The 21,997-nt window shown below is 43.7% G+C and carries 16 protein-coding genes; 8 read left to right on the top strand and 8 right to left on the bottom strand.

Annotated features, from left to right (window positions below; translation table 11 throughout):
• Positions 1–44: 44 nt before the first annotated feature.
• The 7 genes from QUA34_RS19055 to QUA34_RS19025 form a co-directional block, all read right to left on the bottom strand.
• Entirely contained in the window at positions 45–638 is a 594-nt protein-coding gene (locus QUA34_RS19055; RefSeq protein ID WP_333329157.1) for a ferric reductase-like transmembrane domain-containing protein, read from the bottom strand.
• 472 nt (positions 639–1,110) lie between these two features.
• Positions 1,111–3,273, bottom strand: a complete 2,163-nt coding sequence (locus tag QUA34_RS19050; protein ID WP_333388907.1) for a flotillin family protein — start codon at positions 3,271–3,273, stop codon at positions 1,111–1,113.
• Positions 3,274–3,517: 244 nt separating this feature from the next.
• On the bottom strand, positions 3,518–4,147 hold the full coding sequence (locus tag QUA34_RS19045) for a response regulator transcription factor (protein WP_333329211.1): 630 nt from the start codon (positions 4,145–4,147) through the stop codon (positions 3,518–3,520).
• A gap of 186 nt (positions 4,148–4,333) precedes the next feature.
• On the bottom strand, positions 4,334–5,365 hold the full coding sequence (locus QUA34_RS19040; protein WP_333329163.1) for a response regulator: 1,032 nt from the start codon (positions 5,363–5,365) through the stop codon (positions 4,334–4,336).
• Positions 5,362–11,844: an AAA family ATPase gene (locus QUA34_RS19035; protein WP_333388906.1), complete on the bottom strand. Its 6,483-nt coding sequence runs from the start codon at positions 11,842–11,844 to the stop codon at positions 5,362–5,364. Before QUA34_RS19035 ends, QUA34_RS19040 begins: the two co-directional genes overlap by 4 nt.
• Before the next feature lie 180 nt (positions 11,845–12,024).
• Positions 12,025–12,417 carry a hypothetical protein gene (locus QUA34_RS19030; RefSeq protein WP_333329169.1) on the bottom strand — a complete coding sequence of 131 codons (393 nt, stop codon included), beginning with the start codon at positions 12,415–12,417 and terminating at the stop codon, positions 12,025–12,027.
• 145 nt (positions 12,418–12,562) lie between these two features.
• Entirely contained in the window at positions 12,563–12,907 is a 345-nt protein-coding gene (locus tag QUA34_RS19025) for a CVNH domain-containing protein (protein ID WP_333388905.1), read from the bottom strand.
• A gap of 468 nt (positions 12,908–13,375) precedes the next feature.
• Between QUA34_RS19025 and QUA34_RS19020 the strand changes: the two genes are divergently transcribed.
• Positions 13,376–13,573, top strand: coding sequence for a hypothetical protein (locus QUA34_RS19020; protein WP_333329175.1), 198 nt, complete (start codon positions 13,376–13,378; stop codon positions 13,571–13,573).
• Positions 13,574–14,320: 747 nt separating this feature from the next.
• Here the strand turns inward: QUA34_RS19020 and QUA34_RS19015 are convergent.
• On the bottom strand, positions 14,321–14,470 hold the full coding sequence (locus QUA34_RS19015) for an isochorismate synthase (protein WP_333083725.1): 150 nt from the start codon (positions 14,468–14,470) through the stop codon (positions 14,321–14,323).
• 501 nt (positions 14,471–14,971) lie between these two features.
• On the opposite strand from QUA34_RS19015, the gene QUA34_RS19010 reads away from it, so the two are divergent.
• The 7 genes from QUA34_RS19010 (at position 14,972) to crn3 (ending at position 21,312) form a co-directional block, all read left to right on the top strand.
• Positions 14,972–16,375: a nicotinate phosphoribosyltransferase gene (locus QUA34_RS19010; protein WP_333388904.1), complete on the top strand. Its 1,404-nt coding sequence runs from the start codon at positions 14,972–14,974 to the stop codon at positions 16,373–16,375.
• A 111-nt stretch (positions 16,376–16,486) separates the two neighbouring features.
• Entirely contained in the window at positions 16,487–17,086 is a 600-nt protein-coding gene (locus tag QUA34_RS19005; protein ID WP_333388903.1) for a nicotinate-nucleotide adenylyltransferase, read from the top strand.
• A complete protein-coding gene (locus QUA34_RS19000) occupies positions 17,047–17,796 on the top strand; it encodes an NrtR DNA-binding winged helix domain-containing protein (protein WP_333083729.1) in 750 nt (249 codons plus the stop codon). The genes QUA34_RS19005 and QUA34_RS19000 overlap by 40 nt, the downstream gene beginning before the upstream one ends.
• A 70-nt stretch (positions 17,797–17,866) precedes the next feature.
• The gene (locus QUA34_RS18995) at positions 17,867–18,160 is read left to right on the top strand and encodes an isochorismate lyase (protein ID WP_333083730.1); all 294 of its coding nucleotides are present in this window, start codon (positions 17,867–17,869) and stop codon (positions 18,158–18,160) included.
• An 87-nt stretch (positions 18,161–18,247) separates the two neighbouring features.
• Positions 18,248–19,978: an NAD+ synthase gene (locus tag QUA34_RS18990; protein ID WP_333388902.1), complete on the top strand. Its 1,731-nt coding sequence runs from the start codon at positions 18,248–18,250 to the stop codon at positions 19,976–19,978.
• A gap of 19 nt (positions 19,979–19,997) precedes the next feature.
• Positions 19,998–20,927, top strand: a complete 930-nt coding sequence (locus QUA34_RS18985) for a DUF192 domain-containing protein (RefSeq protein WP_333329186.1) — start codon at positions 19,998–20,000, stop codon at positions 20,925–20,927.
• Between the two features lie 52 nt (positions 20,928–20,979).
• A complete protein-coding gene (crn3, locus tag QUA34_RS18980) occupies positions 20,980–21,312 on the top strand; it encodes a CRISPR-associated ring nuclease Crn3/Csx3 (RefSeq protein WP_333083735.1) in 333 nt (110 codons plus the stop codon).
• The last annotated feature ends 685 nt before the right edge of the window (positions 21,313–21,997 follow it).

Genomic DNA, 21,997 nt, shown 5'->3' with positions numbered 1-21,997 from the left:
AGATTTCAAGCCCAGAAATTGATAGAAGATTTTTCTGCTGCATTCTACCTTTGAGAAATGCTATCCCATACTCTTGTTAGCACTGTTACTTTGCCTTCTGTTGGCTGATGTTTTTGTTGTTTAGATTGGCGCTCAATCAATACCCGACCGAGAAATAAAACTATTGTGGCGGTTATAGCTGCAATTCCAACAGGCGTTAAATATGTCCAGTGACCGGCCATTTTATCCCAGATATGCCAGGTTACTAAAAACATAGCAAGGTAAGTGAGACTCTGCAATTTTTTCCAATTTTTCTTAAGTCTTTTCACGCTCCAATCGTTAGACGTGATAGCCAAAAGAGTAAAAATAATGAATGTTGCTACTCCCTGGAAGTAAACAAAATAAGTTTTGATATCAAAGATATCAAAGTTTCTTTGTTTGAAAAATATGAATCCGTGAGCTACAGCTAAAAAGAAAGAGATCAGACCAATGAAACGGCGATATTTCAGCAGCCATTGGGGAAAGCCAGTTTTTTTTGTGAGAGGGAAAACAATTCTCAAATTTGTGGGAAGCAGTGTCAGAATATAGCCTGCTAAGGCCGCGAATCCCAGGATACTCGCCTGAGAAAATGTATCTAAATCCATCGTTGAAAGTTGCATAACTTACTCTAATTGCTAAGGAAGTAGACTCCAAATATGCCGGACTCTTCCGTACTTAGTGTGCCAAATTATTAGTTTTCTGGTGTCCTACACCATAGCTGGCTAGGATTTCAAGGCAATCGCCCCGAGTTGAGCAAGTTGCCCGCAAGCGGATGTAAATAATCTCAAAGCATTACCTAGCAAAGCCTTGAGGCTAAAGTGAAAGTAAACCTGCACACTAAGGAGGAAATAGCAATATGCCGAGAGTAGCATTTTAAAATCGACCTGTCAATTAAGTTTGAAGTTTAGAAAAAGTCTTCGCCAAAATAGCTGGTTAAAAGTTTAGTTTTTAACTATAAAAAATGGTCAGCATTAGCTGACCTTGGTTGAGGAGATTACCTGAACTTTTGGCTAGGTAGCCCGCCCAACTACAAACTGGTTATACCCCCTTTCGATAAGAGAGGACTGAAGTCCTCACTACAAACTGCACAGCCTAACTAAAAGAGCCAGGGTCAAACGGCAATTCATCAAAGCGCGAATTAATATCAGCCTCAGCATTCGCAACAGGGGAATTAGCGCGAGATGCCGACGGCTTAACAGAATTCACCTGGGCTACTGATAACTTTGCCGCAGGTTCCGATTTCTGTAGGTTAACTATCGGCAACTCCCCGCCATTTTCTCCATTTTTGCTCGTTTGATTCCACATCATCATTCCCAGCAAACCATCAACCAAACCGCCACCGCTACCGTTGCCTGTTACCGCAACATCCGGCACAACTCGCACGTTGCGATCGCCTATAATTTGCATTAACTGCAAAGCCGTATAACCGGAACCTCCCAAAGCCACAACACCCGCGCGATAAGCTTCAGCTTGAGCATTTCCCTTGACCCGAATCGACTCAGCTTCACCTTGAGCTTGTTTAACCTGAGAATTCGCTTTTAACTCAGAAATCTTCACGCCTTGTTCCGATTTCACCATCTCTTGTTGAATCTCAGCCAGCGCCGTTTCCCGCACCAATTGTTGCCGCTGAGTTTGTGCTAATTGCTGCACCTCATAAGTCTTGCACTGTTCCTCAGCAATTTTGCGATCTGTTTGAGTTTGCATCAACTCTGCAGGCGGCAAAATATCCCCGATTAAAGTATCAATTGCCTGCACGTCGTAGGTACGCAAAGCTGCTTTGATATACTCGGCGGCTTCCGCTTGCCTGCCGCTTCTTGCCGAGAGAAAATCTAATACAGAATAAGCTTGAGCAGAATTGCGGAAATAATTGCCAATTGTAGGCTGCAAAACATGGTCAACTAAATTCTGCATCGAACCGACGCGAGAGATAACTTTCGGAGCATCCAAAGCGCCAACATGAATAATCTGAGCTACTTCTAAATCAAAGGCAAAACCGTCTTGAGAACGCACGGTTAAAGACGAAAGTTGAGAGTCGTAACTGTGCCTTTCTGTTTTACCAGACCAATTCAATACTATATTAGTAGTCGGCACTAACTCTACTTTCAAAATGCGAGTATTCAGCGGATGTTTCCCCGGATAAAGGGGAGTCACCCACACCCCTTTGTTTCCGACATTTACTAAATTTCCGTGAGTGAAAGCAGCACCACTCACATCTTCTGAGGTTTTGCCGACATAAGAAATAACCGCGCCGACATAGCCGATCGGGATTTCGGTCATCGGCACTTGGTCAACCCCGACAAACCAAGGATTTAAGTTCCACGAGCCGGAAAGCAAAACCTGTTCCTGCAAACCGCGTCGCCCGCCAGCGGTGATAAATTTTTGCGCGTTTTGGAAGTTGTCGTGATTCGGAATAATTGGCCCTGCAATTTCGCCATCTTGGATCGGAACGCCGTCATAAGTTGTCACAACTCCCACTTTATCGGGAGCAATTTTGTACAGTTTCAACTGTTCCGCTGTCATCCCGTGTTTGGGAGCATTAGCTGCTGTAATTACCGTAAATAATGCCGTATTTATTCGATAGCTGCCGCCCGTCAAAATGCCGAATTGGCGACCTTTTTCTCCACCGCTTTTAAGAAATTTGCGAGCATCTTGAAAATTGTCGCATTCTGTGATTTTGCCGAGGATGCGCTGCGGCGGAATCGACTCGCCGGCGGCGGCGATAATTAAAGCAATTTCACCTTGGGGAACTACAGTTAGAGACTCTTTGCGAACGTTGTACTGCAAAGGCCAATAACCCCAGTGCCAACCGGGGGGCAAAGTATCAGCTTGATATCCAGCTTCTCCGTTTAAGGCAATTAAATCTCCGGGCGGTAAAGACTTGCCGCCGAAGCTAAACTTTTTACTGACAATTCCGACTTCGCGATCGCCAATTACTACCAATCCGCCAAAAAATAATGGCAGCACCAGAATAATTATCATACCGCCGATCGCGATCGGGATAAATCCGCCCGGATCGAGCTGCATTGTCTGCACGGGAACAGTGCTGCGTAACTGCCCTAGCTGCAAGCTAGAATCAGGTTTTGCTGCTAGCTGAGTCGAGGTTTGATTTGCGGGGGGGATATGGCTAGCCGCTAATACCGACGAGGGTTTCACACTGGTTATTGCACTAAGAGCTAAAGACGCCGAAATAGCGGCTGCAAACTGTTTTAAAACGCGGGCTTTGACTTGAGACTTGGACAAAAATGAATAAAGCATTTTTTTTTAGGTGGGCTAATTTGTCCTAGGAGTTCCAGCTTAGCCTTACTAAAAAGTTTTTACATAAAACTTAAGATATTATGTATCATTATGTGTCGTCATAATAGTCATATAGCAATCCTTGCAGGAGTCGTAAACTTTTTACCCCACCCCAACCCTCCCTTTATCAAGGGGAGTCCGTAAGAAATTCACAAATGATGTAGGATTGCTATATTTAGCAGTAAAAAAAATACTGCTCATTAAACTACAGGCTGACAATCCCCCGTTTTAATGCGGAAATCGCGGCCTGCGTGCGATCGCTAACTCCCATTTTGCTCAAAATATTGTTGATGTGAAACTTGACGGTGCTTTCACTGATGTGCAAAACTTCACTAATCTCGTTGTTGCTTTTACCCGCGACTATGAGGCGGATGACTTCTAATTCGCGAGCGCTCAATTCAGGCCCACTCAAGCGATCGGCTAACTTAACACCCACTGCCAGCGGAATGTACTTTTTACCCTCAAAAACAGCCCGAATTGCTGCTAAAAGCTCCTCTGGTTCCGCATCCTTAAGCAGATAGCCCTTAGCACCAGCTTGCAATCCGCGATAGATGTTTTCATCGCCATCATAAGTCGTCAGCACCACAATCCGGGCACTGGAAAACTCCCCACAAATCGCAGTAATGGCCGCGACTCCATCCCTCACCGGCATCCGCAAATCCATCAGCGTTACATCGGGCTGATGTTCGCGGAACATTGTCACAGCTTCCTGCCCGTTGCTGGCTTGCGCCACAACTTTAACATCTGATTCCTGCTCCAGCAGCGCCACTAAACCTTGCCGCACAATATAATGATCGTCGGCAATTAAAATGCGAATAATATTTGATTGGTTAATCATGTTTACCCTGTTAATTTTATCAAAAAAAACTGAACATCTCACTACCAACTTACTATGTATAGCCATCCTAAATCATTTGTGAATTTCTTACTCCCTCCCCGATGCCTTGGGGAGGGTTGGGGTGCGGTAAAAAATTTACGACTTATTTAGGATTGCTATATGGTGCGAAATGTGCACCTTACTTTACTGGCGATTAACTGAAACTATAACTTCTGTTCCGTTTCCAGGGCTGCTGTTTACTGTTAGCTGCGCGTTAATGCGATCGGCGCGTTCTCTCATCCCCAATAAACCAAAGCCATTCCTAAAACCGAAACTTTCCGTATCAAATCCCTGTCCGTTGTCTTGCACCCGCAAAAAAAACTTGGATATTTCGTAAACCAACTCAATTTTTATCGCCGTAGCTTTGGCATATTTGAAAGCATTTGTTAATGCTTCCTGCCCGATCCGCAACAGGTTATTTTCTACCTCTAATGGTAGGGAATATGCCGTGCCAACCACTTCAAAAGTAGTGCGCGTATCAGTATCTGATGACATTTGTTTAGCAATTTGGTTGAGAGCGCTATACAAATCGCCATCTTCTAACAGTTGCGGGCGCAAAGATTCTACGGATCGCCGCGCTTCAGCAAGTCCAGAGCGAGCCAGTTCGCAGACTGTTTTCATGTGTACTTGTGCTTGTTCTGGATTTGCTACTATTACCCGTTCAGCAGATCCCAAATGTATGATAATGCCTGCAAAAGTTTGCGCTAAAGTGTCGTGAATTTCCCGCGCCATGCGGTTGCGCTCTTCTAAAATATTTTGGTCTAGGAGTTGTTTAGACATCCTTCTCAGACGCAATTGATTTTCGACGCGCACTAAAATTTCGTGTTGTTGAAAAGGTTTTGTAATGTAGTCTATTCCGCCCACAGAAAATGCTTTTACCTTATCGAAAACTTCTTGCAAAGCGCTGATAAAAATTATTGGGATATTTTGAGTTTCAGGAGTAGCTTTGAGCTGCTGGCAGACTTCATAGCCATCCATGTGAGGCATCATAATATCCAGTAAAATTAAGTCTGGTAAGTTGGCATTGATAAAGTTAAGAGCTAATTTCCCACTGGGAGCCAGGTGAACTTTATACCCAGCAGCCGATAGTATCCCGCTTAAAAGTTTTAAGTTCTCAGGACAATCATCAATAACTAAAATACTTTCTTCGCGGGTAAAACTGAGGTTTTTGTTCATGTCTCATCCCTTAATGTGTGTATTAAATTTAGCAACTGTTCGTACTGAAAATTTTTAATGCAAGCTGCGCTTGCCCTAGCTAAGGGCTGATTGATTTCGCGAATTTGACTGATGACTATTTGCATCTGTTCTAAATCGAGATTGCTAATGGCTTGTTGAAGATTGGCTACTAACTCAGGAGGTAATTCAGAAAAAGCGGTTTTTGTCAATACATTTACTTCATTTTCTGTGAAACTGGGGGCAGCATTTAGTTCTTCAAAAACGAATTGCACCCCGATATGTTTGTGTAGAGCATCAAATATGTTTGCTTCTCTAAATGGTTTGCGAATAAAATCATCGCAGCCGATAGAAAGGACAACGGCTTTCTCTTCCTCAAAACTACTTGCTGTTATAGCAATAATTGCTGTCTGGGGTAGGCACGGGGGCACTACCCCTACAAAATCCTCGTTTTCCGTAGGGGCAATCCCCCTGTGGTTGCCCTCTTTAATTTGTTTGGTGGCTTCATACCCATCCATCACCGGCATCCGCATATCCATAAAGATTAAGTGTGGTGAATATTGCTCCCACTTTTCTATTGCTTCTCTCCCATTTTTGGCTTCGTAGACTTCAAAACCGATCGCGGAAAGCAGTTTAACCAGCAGTTGGCGGTTGTCAAAAGCGTCGTCTGCAACGATAATTCGATAGCGGGGTTGATTCGGTGCGATCGCCATAACTCGTCTGGTTGGCTGCTCCCGTTGGCGATCGGCACTTTCAACTGAATTAACTTTAATGTCAAATTTGAAAATAGTACCGCCTCCCGCACGAGAACTGACTGTCATTTCACCTCCCATTAACTGCACAAAAGAACGTGCGATCGTTAAACCTAATCCTGTTCCTTGTTGCGATTCTTCCCCTGTTTTAGTTTGCACAAAAGCTTCAAATATCTTGTCTAATTCACTAACATCAATTCCCGCTCCCGTGTCTTCTATCTCAAAGCAGATTTGCTGAGCCAAATCCTGATTTTTAATTTTCACATAAATGCCGCCTTCCGATGTGAATTTAATCGCGTTAGAAATGAGGTTAATCAAGATTTGGCGCAATTTTATTTCATCAGTCCGCACATATTGGGGAACGTCTACCATCCGCTCTACTAATAACTGCAATCCCTTCTTTTCTGCCGGAAGTTGGAACATATTTTCGATGTCGTCAAGTAGGCGGTGGAGGTCAAAATTGGTCTCGTTCAGAGTCGTGCGTCCTGCTTCTATTTTGGACAAATCTAATACTTGGTTAATCAGTTCAAGCAAATGTTCTCCGCTGCGGGTGATAATACTCAGGTGTTCTTGCTGTTCCTGCAATAGGTTAGAAGAACGATTCATTAATTGGGAAAAACCCAGAAGTGCATTGAGGGGAGTCCGCAATTCGTGGCTCATATTTGCGAGGAATGTGCTTTTTGCTCGGTTGGCTTGTTGTGCCGCGTCTTCGGCTCGTTGTCGCTCGATGATTTCTCGCTGGAGTTCGAGAGTGCGATCGCTCACTTGCTGTTCTAAAGTGCGGTTGTAATCAGCTAAAACTTTTTCGGCTTGTTTGCGATCGGTGATATCTTGAAATGTGGCGATCGCATAATTAATTTTACCTGTTTCATCCACAATTGGTGTGCTGGAAACTTCCAAGGAAACAATCTTATCAGGTCGGTGGAACTCGATATCATCTACTTTGACAGTTTCACCCCCCAAAGAACGCACGATTGGCATTTGTGCGGTGGGATATAACTCGTTAGTTCCCGCGAGATAAAGTTGATAAGTTTCTGCTAATTTCTCAGTATTGGCTTCGGGGATTGTGGGAATGGCGCTTAGTTGATGTGCTGTCTGATTTGCGTAGGTAATTTGTCCGGTGGTGTCATGCACTGTTACCGCGATCGGCATAGCGTCGATAAATTGAGTCAGTCGGTTTTCGCGTTCTTTGACTTCCGCGTAGAGTTTAGCATTGGTAAGTGCGATCGCCGCTTGTCCCGATAACAATTGTAAGACTTCCAGGCGATCGGGCGTAAAAGCTTGTGTAGTGAGGTTATTTTCGAGATAAACAATAGCACTGAGTTGACCTTGATTCATCAAAGCGGCACACAAAATAGACTTAGGCTGACGTGATTTGATGTAAGGATCATTCGTAAAGTTACCTTCACGAGTGGCATCATTTAACACCACATTTTCTTTGGTTCGGGCGACATAATTGATAATTGTTTCTGAAAGTTCCTGGCAATTTTCAACTGGTTCAGATTGCAACACAGTTATGCGTTCGTCATAGATTGCGCCTTTAGCTTCAATCAGCAATTTTGTCTGGTTTTCTAAAATTAAGTACCCTTTTTGAGCTCCGACATTTTCAATCAAAATTTTCATCAATCTGGACAGTAATTTATCCTCTACAATTTCCCCAGCAATTGCCTCGGAAGCTTTCATGACTGTAGCGATATCCAAGGAAGAACTAGAACGGCTACCCGTAGTTGATGTAGTTGTTGAGATTTCTTGATTTTTCTGCTGATTTATCACAAATAACTGCGGATATCGCGTTTCTAAATCTTTGACTTTAGCCGCCGCACCCCAGAGTTCATAGCAGTAACGAGCTTCCTGCATATAAGCTTTAGCTGTTAGTTCTTTACCTATCGATAAATAAAACTTAGCTGCTAGTTCATAAGCAAGGGCGGCTTCCTGGATGTATTCATTTTCTTTGGCTCCTTGAATAGCGCGATCGTAAAAGTCTATAGCTTCTAATTTTTGTCCCAAAATCCGACATTTTTCTGCTGCTACTAAATCCACTTTATGCTGGTAATTCATAGGGGTATACTTTACCCAGTGCTGTTGCAGTTCTGTTTGATTTTGTTCTACCCGCTCTAATGCTTCGGATATCTCTTCTGATTCTGGACTCAACTGCACTAGAACACTCAAAGAATCATAGAAATAAAACTGAGGTTCATTAGTCATTCCCGGAGCAACGATTAAATGGCGTCTGCACTCAACGGCATGGCTTTGAGCTGATTCACTCTCCCCAAACAGGTAGCAAAGAATCAGCTTAAATAAATAGAAGACACACATCTGAAACCGATTATGGATAGACAACCATAGGGGTACAGATTCAGAGTCTCGGAAAGGTTCTCCAGACAGTGTACTCGGCGGCTCCGTAGATCCTATTAAATTTGAGATAAATTGCCAAAGCAGCCGACACCCATTACCTGTTGCCACTTGGTTTAATTGCATCAAACTATTGTAGTAGGCGCGGGTTTTTGGCTTCAAGGTGACAAGGCGTTTACCGCACCAAAAAGAATTGAAACAAAAAAGATGTGCATTATATCCTGCCCACTCATACTTACCAATTTCTATGGTACTTGTATAGTTCTCTTGCAGAAATTTCAATGTTTCTTTGAGCTGTAATTGGCGGTGTAATATGAAGGTTCCTGCTATAGTTAAAACCTGGGTTTTGAGAGCTTTGGCATCGAGTTGGTAGACGACATGGAGTGCCAACTGACAAAACTTTACTGCTGTATCCACATCTTTTAAAATAGTACAGGCAATAATGGTATAGTGCGTATAACCCACGGCTGAACTCGATGTATTTCCGTATTGAGTGGATAGCTTGACTGACAGTAAAACCAATAATGGCAATAAAGGAGAACCAGATAAGTAAGTTACTGGCATGACGCTACTAACCATATCCACAATGGCAATTTTTTCGCCATCCGTCATCTGAGGCAGGTGACGAAAATCTTCGATTTCTCGGTCTTTCATCAGTTTTCCCACCTCTGCAATTGCCTGTTGAATATCATGCGGTGTGGGTGGGTCAGGAAAGATAATACCCAACTGTTGAAAGAATTGTTGAGCCACGACAAGAGCTTTATCTAGGTTACTCCGGAAAATCATTGACTGAATTCTAATTCGGTAAACATTAACCTGTTCTAGTAACGATCGTGCGTGGGCAATGACCGTCTCAATCACCTGTTCCATCGCCTCGAAGTCACCACACAGCATAGCCAATTCAGCCGCTAAGTTATGGAATGATAGAGTCATTTCATATTGTCTAACCCAAGCATTTTCTCCCAGCATTGATAGTCCTGTGCTAGCGTATTCACGGCCCGCTTGATAGGCGGCAGCACTTCTGGCTTTGCGACAGGCAATCAGATTGAGTTGGGCTAATTCATCTCGCTCTGTTTGTGAGGTAATTAAAGCTGTTCCATAATTTAATTGATTGATGATTCCAAAAATGGCATCTTCTCTGGCTTCTGGCGAAGTTTGTTGTAGCAGTATTTTTCCGATTTGATAATGGGTAGCGGGTTTTTGGGTATCGGGGATTAAAGAATAAGCAGCTTGCTGAATTCTGTCATGGACAAACTTGTATTCTACGGATTGGCTACTGGGTAATTTTCCTGCAATTTCTAATTCCACATCTCCCATATTCCCGAGCAACACGACTAAATTTTCGGCTACGGCTGCGTACAAATCATCCGCCGTTTTTCCCACAGATTTTTCGCAAAGTGAGGCGAGGGTTTTCAGGTCGAATTGATTGCCAATGCAGGCTGCTATCTTTAACGTTTCCTGCGTATTATCAGGCAGTCGTTGAATTTTGCCAGCCATCAACTCGACAACATTATCAGTGAATCCCCTCGCTTGAATTTGGTCTAAATCCCATTCCCAACTGAAAGCGAGCGAATCAAATTGTAACAAGCCTTCTGTATAAAGCGATTTGAGAAATTCATTCATAAAGAAAGGATTCCCACCCGTTTTGAAAAAGACTAACTCGGCAAGGGATTTGACTCTTGATTCCGGGCAATTCAGGGCATCAGCAATGAGTTGAGTAACAGAGGATAAATCCAAAGGTGACAGAAAAATGCGATCGACATTTGCCCCTGTTTTGACAATCTCTTCAATCGTTAGCATTAACGGATGACCCGCAGAAACTTCGTTATCCCGATACGCCCCAATTAAAAACAGTCCCGTTGACGAAGCGCTCATCAGTAGCTGCATCAGTTTCAGAGATGCCCCGTCAGCCCACTGCAAATCATCGATAAATATTGTCAGAGGATGTTCGGGTTTGGTAAAAACTTTAATGAAGTTTTGAAACACAAAATTAAAGCGGTTTTCCGCTTCTGCGGCGCCCAATTCTGGCGGCGCAGGTTGCTTGCCGATAATTAATTCAATTTCAGGAATTACATCAATCATGACTTGACCGTTGATTCCCAATGCGTCTAATAATTTTTCCCGCCATTCTTTGAGATTTGCTTCGCTTTCTGCTAACAGTTGTTTGGCTAAATCCTGAAAAGCGTTGACAATGGCGCTGTAGGGAATGTTGCGCTGATATTGGTCAAATTTGCCGGAGATAAAATAACCGCGCTGTTGAGTAATCGGTTTGTATAATTCTTGCACCAAAGCTGATTTGCCGATACCAGAATATCCAGAAATCAGCATCATTGAGCTTGTGGCACAGGCATCTTGCCTGTGATTGCTTGTGGGACAGGCATCTTGCCTGTGACTGCTGACTGTTTCAAAAGCTGTTAGTAAACTATCAATTTCTCGCTCTCTGCCGTAAAGTTTTTGCGGAATTTGAAAGCGGTCAGAAATATCTTGACTTCCTAGGGGAAAAACGGATATATTGTTATTGCTGTGCAGTTGATCCAAACATTCTTCTAAATCCGCTTTAATTCCGATCGCACTTTGATAACGCTCCTCAGCATTTTTCCCCATCAACTTCATCACAATATCGGAAACAATTTGCGGAATTTCGGGATTCACCTGAGATGGAGATAACGGCTGTTTAGCGAGATGACTGTGTACCAATTCCAGCACATCACTGGTGTCAAAAGGCAATTTGTTTGTCAGCAGTTCGTAAAAGGTAGCACCCAGGGAATAAAAATCTGTGCGGTAATCTAAACTTCTATTCATTCTGCCAGTTTGTTCCGGCGACATATAAGCAAGAGTTCCCTCTAAAATGTTGGGATTTTTGATGGTGTAATTCTCCCGCGTTAACTGCGTGGAAATGCCAAAGTCGATAATTTTGAGTTCGCCACTAGCTGGATTGAAGACAATATTTGAAGGGTTAATGTCTTTGTGAATGATGTGGGCGCTGTGAATTTGTTGTAAACTTTCTGTGGTGGCGATCGCAATTCGCAAGAATTCTTCAATACTAAATTTTTGCTGCTGCATCCAAATTTTCAAGGATTCGCCGCCAAAATCCTCGACAAACATCACCAGCGTGTTTTGATATGGCTGCAAATCATAGGCTTTTATACAGCCACTCAGCTTCAGAGATTGTGTAATTTTATACTCTGTGCGATAGCGGGCGAGTTCTTGGGGTGTGGGATAATTTTCTTTAAGGATTTTGAGGACGACGGGAAGACTGTCGGGTTGTCGGAATGCTCGGTAAACCAGGGAGTTTGCGCTTTCGTAGATGAGCTCTGTGATTTCAACGCCCGGAAGAGTCAGCATATTCATACCGCTGTCAACTTTGCAGTCGAACATAGCATAAATTTGCTCCCCACACCAGAGGTGCGTGAGCCATCAGTCGATTTTAGATTTTAGATTTTAGTCTGCGACTATTTTTCAGCCAAAACAGGTTTCCGAGTCAATACAGCTTGTTCGATAATGTCAGTGGCGCGCTTGACTCCGCCCGATCGCACTGTATTCAGAATAGTCCGCTAATTAATTTTGAGCTTCCGACTTATTCAAGACACTTATAGCAGAAACAAATACAAGGGTAATAACACCATAAAGTAGTGAATGGCTCAGAAAGCTTTCCCCTCCTAAAAGTGTATCTAAAATCCCTCTAATACCACTCAAACTTACAGCAAATATAGTTAACAAGGTAACAACAAAACCGACTAAGAGTTTGAGTTTTCCTTTGACCAGCCAACTGCAATATATGCCAACGAAAAGTGCTCCTAAAAATGTAGCCAAAGGAAAAAAGGGATTTCCCTTAGGGCATCCAGAAGCAAAAGCACAAAGAGATGTACTCAAGACAAAAGTACATAAACCTATAGCAGTACCGACAAAAAAGCTAGTCTTGTTAGGATAGAGTTTCAAAAATTCAAACATAATTGCCCCTAATTTCAGGATTTATTGAGAGTACAGGGTGGCGATTTCCCCCCCTCGCTACAGCTTGCTGAGGAGAGGAAGTTTTGGGGCGTTCCTCGATCGGCTTTACAACCAGACTAAGTAAGCGCTCGCCCAACTACACTAACTAATAGGTTAGGTTGCCATCGTTATTATCAATTCCTAGTAATGTGACAGAAGATGGCTGATTTCCACCGCGGCAATTGGCAGACAGTTCGTCTCCCTTTATGCTGATGCCTGTGCAAGTTCGGTTGAACGTACTTTGTTCCTTAAGATTACCTTGCACGAGTTGTCCATTTTGATTATGAACGCCTTTAATAGTAATGGAAGTGCGCTGAGTCGTACCATTTTTCTTGTTACAAGTTGCAGATAATTGAGCGCCATTGATTGAAATGTCCGTGCAACTGGTAGCAAAGGTACTGGCTTTTTGAGCATGGCTTGGCTGCTGAAAGATGGAGAACGATAGTACCATTGAAGCCGATAATCCAGACAATTTAATTAAGTTCATGGTCTTTTTTATGGTTGGTTTACTATTTTAAGCGTAAGATAACAACCCTAAAAAGTTTCTAGCTTTTAGTTGAGTATGAACTTAGCCCAATAGTCAGCTTGCAACTCAGCCTCTGCGAGGAAAAATCCTAAACTTTTGGCTAGGTGTAGCCCTCAAAAATAGGCTGTTATCGCTTGGAGAAACTCAGGAATCGGACGCATATTTTAGTCATTGCAATAGAGTGTTACCAGTATATAGTTGTATGCGCTCTGGGATACCTAGCCAAAAGTTTAGGTAATCTCCTCAACTAAAGGTTAGTTCAAGCTAGATTTTTTTTTATAGCTTCAAAACTCAACTTTGAGCTAGCTACTTTAGCCAGGGAATTTTCTAAACTAAATTTACGCATAGGCCAGCCATAGCCTAGCTATAAAAAATCCACAAGGAGTAACTTCCATGCCAAGTGAAAGCATCATAAAAAAAGCAACATCTACACCGGAAAACTCAACCTATCGAGAATTGAGCGACTTGGAACTCGAAGCGATCGCAGGTGGTATGCGTACTATCACAATCGAAGGCTCAGTGCCGGACTATCTGAAACCCCGCATATCCACGCAACTGATTAACTACTTGCAGTCCTATTTCGGGAAATGAGCGGCTTGTAACTATAAGCGATCGCGCTTCCGCTGAGTTTAAACACCCAATCAGAAAACATCAATGGAAACCCAGTTTCTTAAATAAACTGGGTTTTTATTTACCTCATATCATATACGTGTGAATCGAGCGTAATTCCTGTAGGGGCGGTTTTTACCAACGATAATCAACTAGAACTAATAATCTTGTAAGCCCGAGCCTGGCTCCATAGCACGTCTAAATCATTATATAAATCTACAAAAAAGGCGTTGCTTAATCAGCCTATGAAAAAAATCACTTAAAAATCCCGAAGTTTTGTGAATACTGGTTTCTATGACTTGCATATTTAGCCTTTCATACCCTGAATCAGCAACGCCAAAATCTTTATTTTAAAAGCTTACTACACTGAATATACCTTTTGTCAATTTGGGAAGTTCAATGTAATTGGTGATTGGTAATTGTAGGTGGGGTAGAAGGAAGGGAAACCACACCTACAATTACTATTAACAGTCATTCGATTTTAGATTTTAGATTTTAGATTTTGGATTGACCCCACGGATAAATTCGGGGGCTTGAGGATTTTAGATTTTAGATTTTGGATTGATTCCACGGATAAATCACGTGGCGGGTACCATCAAGAAATTATTGGTCAAAGTCCTAAGTCAAAAGTGCCAAGTCAACAGCTAACAGTCAACAGTTAATTGTTAACTGTTGACTGTTAAACTGAATCCCTGTGCCGAACTCGCTAGAAACTGCCGGAATGGCTGTTCATTCTTTGGATTTAGAACTTTTGGAAAGCTTACCCTCAAAAGGTTGAACTCCACTATTTGGATAGTTGTCATCGCTGGGGCTAAAAATCCGCACCGCTGCTTCCGAAACGTAACGCATTGCGTTTGTCAAAGATTTAGAAAGATTCATAGAATCTGCCTCTCTTGTCTGAGTTCTGATACTTTTAATATTACTCTGATTTTTGGGCTGTGGATGAGTTTAGCAATATTTATTTGAATTACTTATTGGTCTGCAACATAGAAGCAAGCTGAAGGTTTGAGAAATAACGAATTTTTGGACGATCGACCTTTTGCTGGTAGATTTTTCCTTACTCAAGTCAAGCAGTCGCGATCGCCCCTCCCGACGCTCAGAAACCGGGTTGTCTAACTCTATTCAAAGGCTGCAACGAAATATTTTCGCAAAAAACCCGGAACGCTTGAGTGTTTGTGCTTAATTCCTGAGTTTGTTAAATTCAGTATTTATATTGCTTTTACCATAATATTAATCAAAAAATTAACCTAAATCCGCTATTAAAGGGCATAATAAGCGAATTTTGCCGACAAATATCTGCAATCTTCATCAAATATTTACAAAAAGATATGGTATTTGTCACTATAATTAAAAAAAAGAAGTTTGTTCGGGGTTTTTCTTATGGAAACTGCGACAGAAAGCCTGCAGCTCACAGGTTTTGAAGAAATCTTAGAAGACCGGGAACTAACGGTTTCTTCAGCAGATTACAGCCTTTTGACCGATCTCTACCAGCTAACGATGGCCGCTTGTTACGTCGGGGAAGGGATCGACGGGCGGGCCGCGAGTTTTGAATTATTCGCGCGCAGGCTGCCAGAGGGTTTTGGCTACGCGATCGCGATGGGTTTGGCTCAAGTTATCGATTATTTGGAAAAATTTCGGTTTTCGCCGGCGCAAATTGAGGCTTTGCAGTCCACTGGGATTTTTGCCGACGCCCCGGAGCGATTTTGGACTTTACTCGCCACAGCCCGTTTTACTGGCGATGTTTGGGCGGTGCCGGAGGGGACGGCGGTGTTTGCTAACGAGCCTCTGCTGCGAATTGAGGCTCCTCTGTGGCAGGCTCAATTAGTGGAAACTTATTTATTGAATGCCATAAATTATCAAACTTTGATTGCGACGCGGGCAGCGCGGCTGCGGGATGTGGCGGGCCCGGAGGCTAAGTTGCTGGAATTCGGGACGCGCAGGGCTTTTGGGCCTCAAGCTGCTGTTTGGGCGGCTAGGGCTGCCCTGGCTGCGGGATTCGACGGAACTTCTAATGTTTTGGCTGCTTTGAAGTTGGGCCGCAAGCCTGTCGGTACGATCGCCCATGCTTTGGTAATGGCTGTGGCTGCCCTCGAAGGTAGCGAGAATCAGGCGTTTGCAGCTTTTCACCGCTATTTTCCGGGGGCGCCGCTGCTGATCGATACTTATGATACTGTGGCGGCGGCGCGGATGTTAGCCGATCGAGTAAACAGCGGTGAAATGCAGTTGGAAGGCGTGCGGCTGGATTCGGGCGATTTGGCGGTGCTGTCTCGGGAAGTTCGATCGATCCTTCCGGGCGTTCCAATTTTTGCTAGCGGCGATTTGGACGATCGAGAAATTGCTAAATTAAAAAGTAGCGGTGCTTGCATTGACGGTTACGGTTTGGGAACCAAGTTAGTCAGCGGTTCCCCTGTCAACGGTGTTTATAAATTGGTGGAAATTGACGGAATTCCGGTGATGAAAGAGGCCAGCGGCAAGGTAACATATCCAGGAAGAAAGCAAATTTTTAGACATATTGAAAATGGGCAAATTCTCGGAGATTATTTGGGATTGTCGGGAGAAAATATTCACAATTGTGATTCTTACTTACCATTAATGGAGTTGGTTGTCAAGGATGGCAAACGAGTCCAGAAACAGGAAAGTTTGGAGGAGATCGCCAAACGCACTGCTGCTTCTGTCGCCAGTCTTCGACCCGAAACTCGCCAACTTGACAACCCGATTTCGCCGTCAGTGGAAATTTCTACAGATTTGCAGAGTCTTACTCAAAAAACGAAAAAGAGTCAGTAGTCAGTAGTCAGTAGTCAGTAGTCATTAGTCATTAGTCATTAGTCATAAATCAACAATCAACAATCAACAGTCAACAGTCAACAGTCAACAGTCAACAATTACCGATTCCCTATGCAGAAGATTGCTCTTTTTGGAACCAGTGCCGATCCACCCACAGCAGGACACAAAACAATTCTGAGTTGGCTTTCGCAACATTTTGATTGGGTAGCAGTTTGGGCGTCGGACAATCCTTTTAAGTCGCACCAAACTTCTCTAGAACACCGATCGGCAATGCTGCTGTTAATCATTCAAGAAATTAATTCGCCCAGACACAATCTTTGCTTGCATCCAGAACTCAGCAGTCCGAGGACTGTGGAAACTGTGGAACAAGCAAGATTGCTGTGGCCGGATGCAGATTTGACGCTGGTAATCGGTTCTGACTTGGTGGGGCAACTGTCTCGCTGGTACAAATTTGAACAATTGTTAAAACAAGTGGATCTGCTGATAGTACCGCGACCCGGTTATCCATCAGAGCAATTAGATTTGTGGCAGTTGAGGCGCATGGGTGCAGACGTGGCGATCGCATCTTTGAGTGCTCCCAATGTTTCTTCTACTTCCTATCGGGAAAAAGGAGACAGGGAAGCTCTGACTCCGACCATCGAAGATTACATCCATAGGGAGCATTTGTACGCATGGCACGAGGCACAAAAAAGAGCGAGGGTTGCTCATTAGCTGACTTTAAAGTAGGAGTAGATAATGTTATTTTTTCCGTCGATACCGTGCAGAACCGCTTGTTGGTGCTGTTGGTAATGCGGCAAGACGAACCGTTTATCGATTCTTGGAGTCTTCCCGGTACTTTGGTGCGACACGGAGAATCCCTTGAAAATGCGGCTTACCGGATTTTGTCTGAGAAAATTCGGGTAAAAAATTTGTATCTGGAGCAGTTGTATACTTTTGGAGAACCGGGGCGCGATCCTCGGGAAATTACCAGGGGCGATCGTTATCTTTCGGTTAGTTATTTTGCTTTGGTACGCTTTGAGGAAGCTGAGTTAATTGCTGGGAGTGTAGTGGCGGGTGTGGGCCACCGCGTCGGCGGCATTGCTTGGTATCCCGTGCAACAAGTTCCACAGCTTGCCTTCGATCACAATCAAATTCTCGAATACGGATATCGGCGACTGCGTAACAAACTTGAATACAGCCCGGTAGCTTTTGAAGTTTTGCCGGAACTTTTTACTTTGAGCGATTTGTATCAACTTTATACAACTATTTTGGGGGAAAATTTTTCTGATTATTCTAATTTTAGAGCTCGATTGTTGAAATTGGGTTTTTTGTGCGATACCGGTGTTAAGGTTTCGCGCGGGGCGGGCCGCCCTGCTAGTTTGTACCGCTTTGATGCGGCCGCTTTTGCTCCTTTCAAAAATAAGCCACTGGTGTTTATTTAGCTGTTCCTTAGATGACATTGTGGGATCAATTTAGTAACATTAGAATAGAAGCTATTAAGGAGTGCAGACGATGAAAGACCCTGATGAATGCGCTAATATTCACGAAGTTCGCGAGGAAATTGATATTATCGATCGAGAAGTGATCGAGGCTTTGAGCAAGAGATTTCAATACGTCATCGCGGCAGCAAGGTTCAAAACGAGTGAAGCTAGTGTTCGATCGTTCGATCGCTTTCACGATATGTTACAGCAGCGGCGCGAGTGGGCTCAAGAATCGGGTTTGAATCCTGATGTGGTTGAAAATATTTACCGGGATTTGGTAAATTATTATATTGAGGAAGAGTTGAAACATTACAAATCTGAGTAATTTTTCGCTACATTCAAATCTAGGACTATAGGAAAGTGAGTCCGCGCGGGCGGACTGTTAGCAATATTTATTAAGTGATTTGGTGAGATGAAAATTGCGATCGCACAACTCAACCCTACTATTGGTGATATCTTGGGCAACTCCAACCTAATTCTGGAGGCGGCGAAACAAGCTGAGGTTGAGGGCGCAAACTTATTGCTAACACCCGAACTTTCCCTGATCGGTTATCCGCCGCGCGATTTGTTAATTAATCCGAGTTTCATTGCAGATGCAGGTGCACAGTTGCAGCAACTGGCGCAAGCTTTGCCGCCGGAGTTGGCAGTCATAGTAGGCACTGCCTTACCTAATGCTAATGCTGTTAAACTCGGCGGAAAATCATTGTTTAATAGTGCTGTTTTGTTGCAAAATGGCGCCGTCAAAACAGTTTTTCATAAACGCTTGTTGCCTACTTATGATGTATTTGATGAAGATAGATATTTTGAACCGGGAGAAAACAGCAATTACTTTTCTATTGGCGAAGTCAAAATCGGCGTGACAATTTGTGAAGATTTGTGGAACAATGAGGAGTTTTGGGGTAAACGCAGTTACGCGGGCGATCCTGTTTCCGATCTGGCAAAATTGGGTGTAGATTTAGTGGTGAATTTGTCGGCATCGCCTTATTCTGCGGGGAAGCGGGGAGTGCGATCGGCGATGTTGCAGCACAGCGTCATCCGCTGCGGGATACCGATTATTTACGCTAATCAGGTAGGGGGAAATGACGATATTATTTTTGACGGCAGCAGTTTTGCTATGAATCGAAAGGGTGATTTGATTCAGGTATTAGCTTCTTTTGAAACGGATTTTGCGGTGCTGGAATATGACACAGCTAAACAAGATTTAGTTGGCAGCGGCGGGATGGGGCAAGATGCCCGATCCACAACAGATTTAAGTTTTCATCCGGCAGAAGGAGATGCAGAAATTTGGGCTGCTTTGGTTTTGGGAGTACGAGATTATGTCCGCAAGTGCGGTTTTTCTAAGGTTGTACTCGGTTTGAGTGGCGGGATAGATTCGGCTTTGGTGGCGGCGATCGCCAGTTGCGCGATCGGGCCCGAAAATGTTCTAGGGGTGCTGATGCCTTCTCCTTATAGTTCAGATCATTCGGTTAATGATGCTTTGGAATTAGCCCGAAATCTGGGCATCGCGATCGAACTATTGCCGATCGGCGATTTGATGAAAACTTACGATCGCACTCTCGCCAATTTGTTTGTCAATACAACTTTCGGGATTGCTGAGGAAAATATTCAATCGCGGATTCGAGGCAATCTGTTGATGGCAATTTCTAATAAGTTCGGACATTTGCTGCTTTCGACTGGGAATAAGTCGGAAATGGCTGTGGGTTACTGCACTCTCTACGGCGATATGAATGGGGGATTGGCGGTGATTGCCGATGTGCCGAAAACTCGCGTTTATTCGCTTTGTCGATGGCTGAATTCTGGGAGTGAGAAGATTAAAAATCAGGCTGACTTGGGAAAGGAAATTATTCCGGTTAATATTATTACTAAGCCGCCGAGTGCTGAACTGAAACCGGGACAAGTTGACCAAGATTCTTTGCCGGATTACGATGTTTTGGATGACATCTTGCAGCGGTTGATCGAACATCACGAATCGGTTCAACAAATTGTGGCTGCAGGACACGATGAAGCGGTGGTTAAACGTGTAGTAAAATTAGTGAGGCAAGCGGAGTTTAAACGGCGGCAAGCAGCCCCTGGTTTGAAAATTAGCGATCGAGCTTTTGGTACCGGTTGGCGGATGCCGATCGCCAAATCTTCCTTCTATTAAACGCATCATTAAACGCAAAATGGTTAACATCGACGGTAGTTTCGGCTTCGATTTTCTCCTGGGAACTCTCAGCAACGATACGATTAGAGGATTTGCGGGTAATGATACTGTTCAAGGTTTGGGGGGAAATGACCGAATTTTTGGCGATCGGGAAAATGATTTGTTAGCAGGAAATGAAGGCGCTGATACGCTGTCTGGCGGTCAGGGAAGCGATACAATCTATGGAGGACAAGACTCCGATTGGATGTTTGGCGATCGGGGTCACGATTTGCTAATAGGTGGCGAAGGCGGGGATATCTTGACAGGAGGCGCGGGGGAGGATTTATTTGTGATTGAAAGAACCTCTGCCGCATCTACTATTACTGAAGCCGATATAATTACAGATTTTGGCAACGGCAATGATAAAATTGTCTTGACAGAAGGCATCAACTTTAGCGATTTAGAGCTTTCTGTTTCCGACAACCAAACTATTATGAAAGACAAAAACTCTGGTAATTACTTAGGAGTTGTTTTGGGAAATTCTAATCTGACTGAATCCAACTTTATGTCGCTGTTTGGCGGGATAGATAGGGGTCAGCTTTTGCCAATTTCGGTTAACACGATTATAGCCGATCGCGCGATCGGACTGGAAGTGGCGCAAACTCCCCAAGAACAAGCGACAGGTTTAATGTTTCGCACAGAATTGCCAGATGACAGGGGAATGCTTTTTCCCATCGAACCCGCGCGAAACGTGCGTTTTTGGATGAAAAACGTGTTTATTGAACTCGATATGGTTTTTCTGCGGGAAGGCGTAGTGCAGGCGATAATTCCTAACGTACCGCCGTGTTTGACCGAAACCTGCCCCAACTACGGCCCGGATGTTCCTGTTGACGGAGTGATCGAACTAAGAGGCGGAAGGGCGGCTCAATTGGGACTCAAAGTTGGCGATCGGATTCCCAATTTACCCTAAAAGGTATATGATTTTATCGCAGCATTCAACATTTTTGCATCCAATGAATCCTATGAATCCTATTGAATTAAAAATAATCCCCCATCAAACTCAAGACGGTTTAGCTTACCAACATTTGCGCTTGCGAATTACAACTCAAGACGGTATCATCACACCCGATGATTTACAAGGTTTGAAACTTCCTCAAGACGTTCAATTAAGCCAAGGAATTGTTATTGAAGGTAGAGGAGCAATTTGGCTGTACGGGTATTTAGTACATGAATGTCATCCTGCGGCTTGGGTGGGATGTTACGATCCGCGATTAGAAGGTGCCGTGGTAGTAGCGACGCACAAGCACGAGGTATCAGTTGGACAGGTATTAAAATTGAGTTTACCGAGCGATTAAGGCTCTCCGTAGCGGGTGTAGCGGCTTTGGTTTTGAATGCCAATCTGACTCTTACTCCGGCTCAAGTTGAGTATATCTTGACGACAATAGCCAAACCAAATGGGATAATAGCCTAGAAAGAATAGGCAGCCACTATTCAGCAATATTAGTCGATCGCCATACACCCGCGCGAATCTGTTTTGTCCGAACCTCCGCGCGGATGGGATGTGGATGCAATCCAGCAATGGATGGCAAATATGGATTGACTTCGCAGTTAGAAGTTTGGCAGAAAGTCGGCGGTTATAGTTGTCGAACTTGTGAAGGTCAAATTCAAAATTTTAGCAAGCAAGTAGGATAAAACATGAGCTCGCAAGTAATCCCTATACCAGGCTAGTATCCAACAGTTGCTGCATGAAGTGGGCAAAGTTATATTGACAGCGATAAAAGCATAACTAGGTACTGTCTTTTTGCTGGCGCGCAGACATGACAAGCGTGGAGAGTTACAAAATTTAACCTGTTTTCTACTTTCGCCAATTGCCGCAAGTAACAGTTAATACCCCATATTCCAGGTTCATGAACTAGAGTAGCAGCTATATTGTGTGGTGTTAATCTGAAGGGTGCGGATCTGCGAGATTTTGGATAAAACTTGCAGAGTGTTGATGGCGACGCACCTTACTTGCTTGCTTGACTTTTCAAAGCTTTTTAC

Origin of the sequence: Microcoleus sp. POL10_C6 (assembly GCF_036701585.1) — a bacterium.
Lineage (GTDB): Bacteria > Cyanobacteriota > Cyanobacteriia > Cyanobacteriales > Microcoleaceae > Microcoleus.
This window is presented reverse-complemented; position numbering and strand designations above follow the sequence as displayed.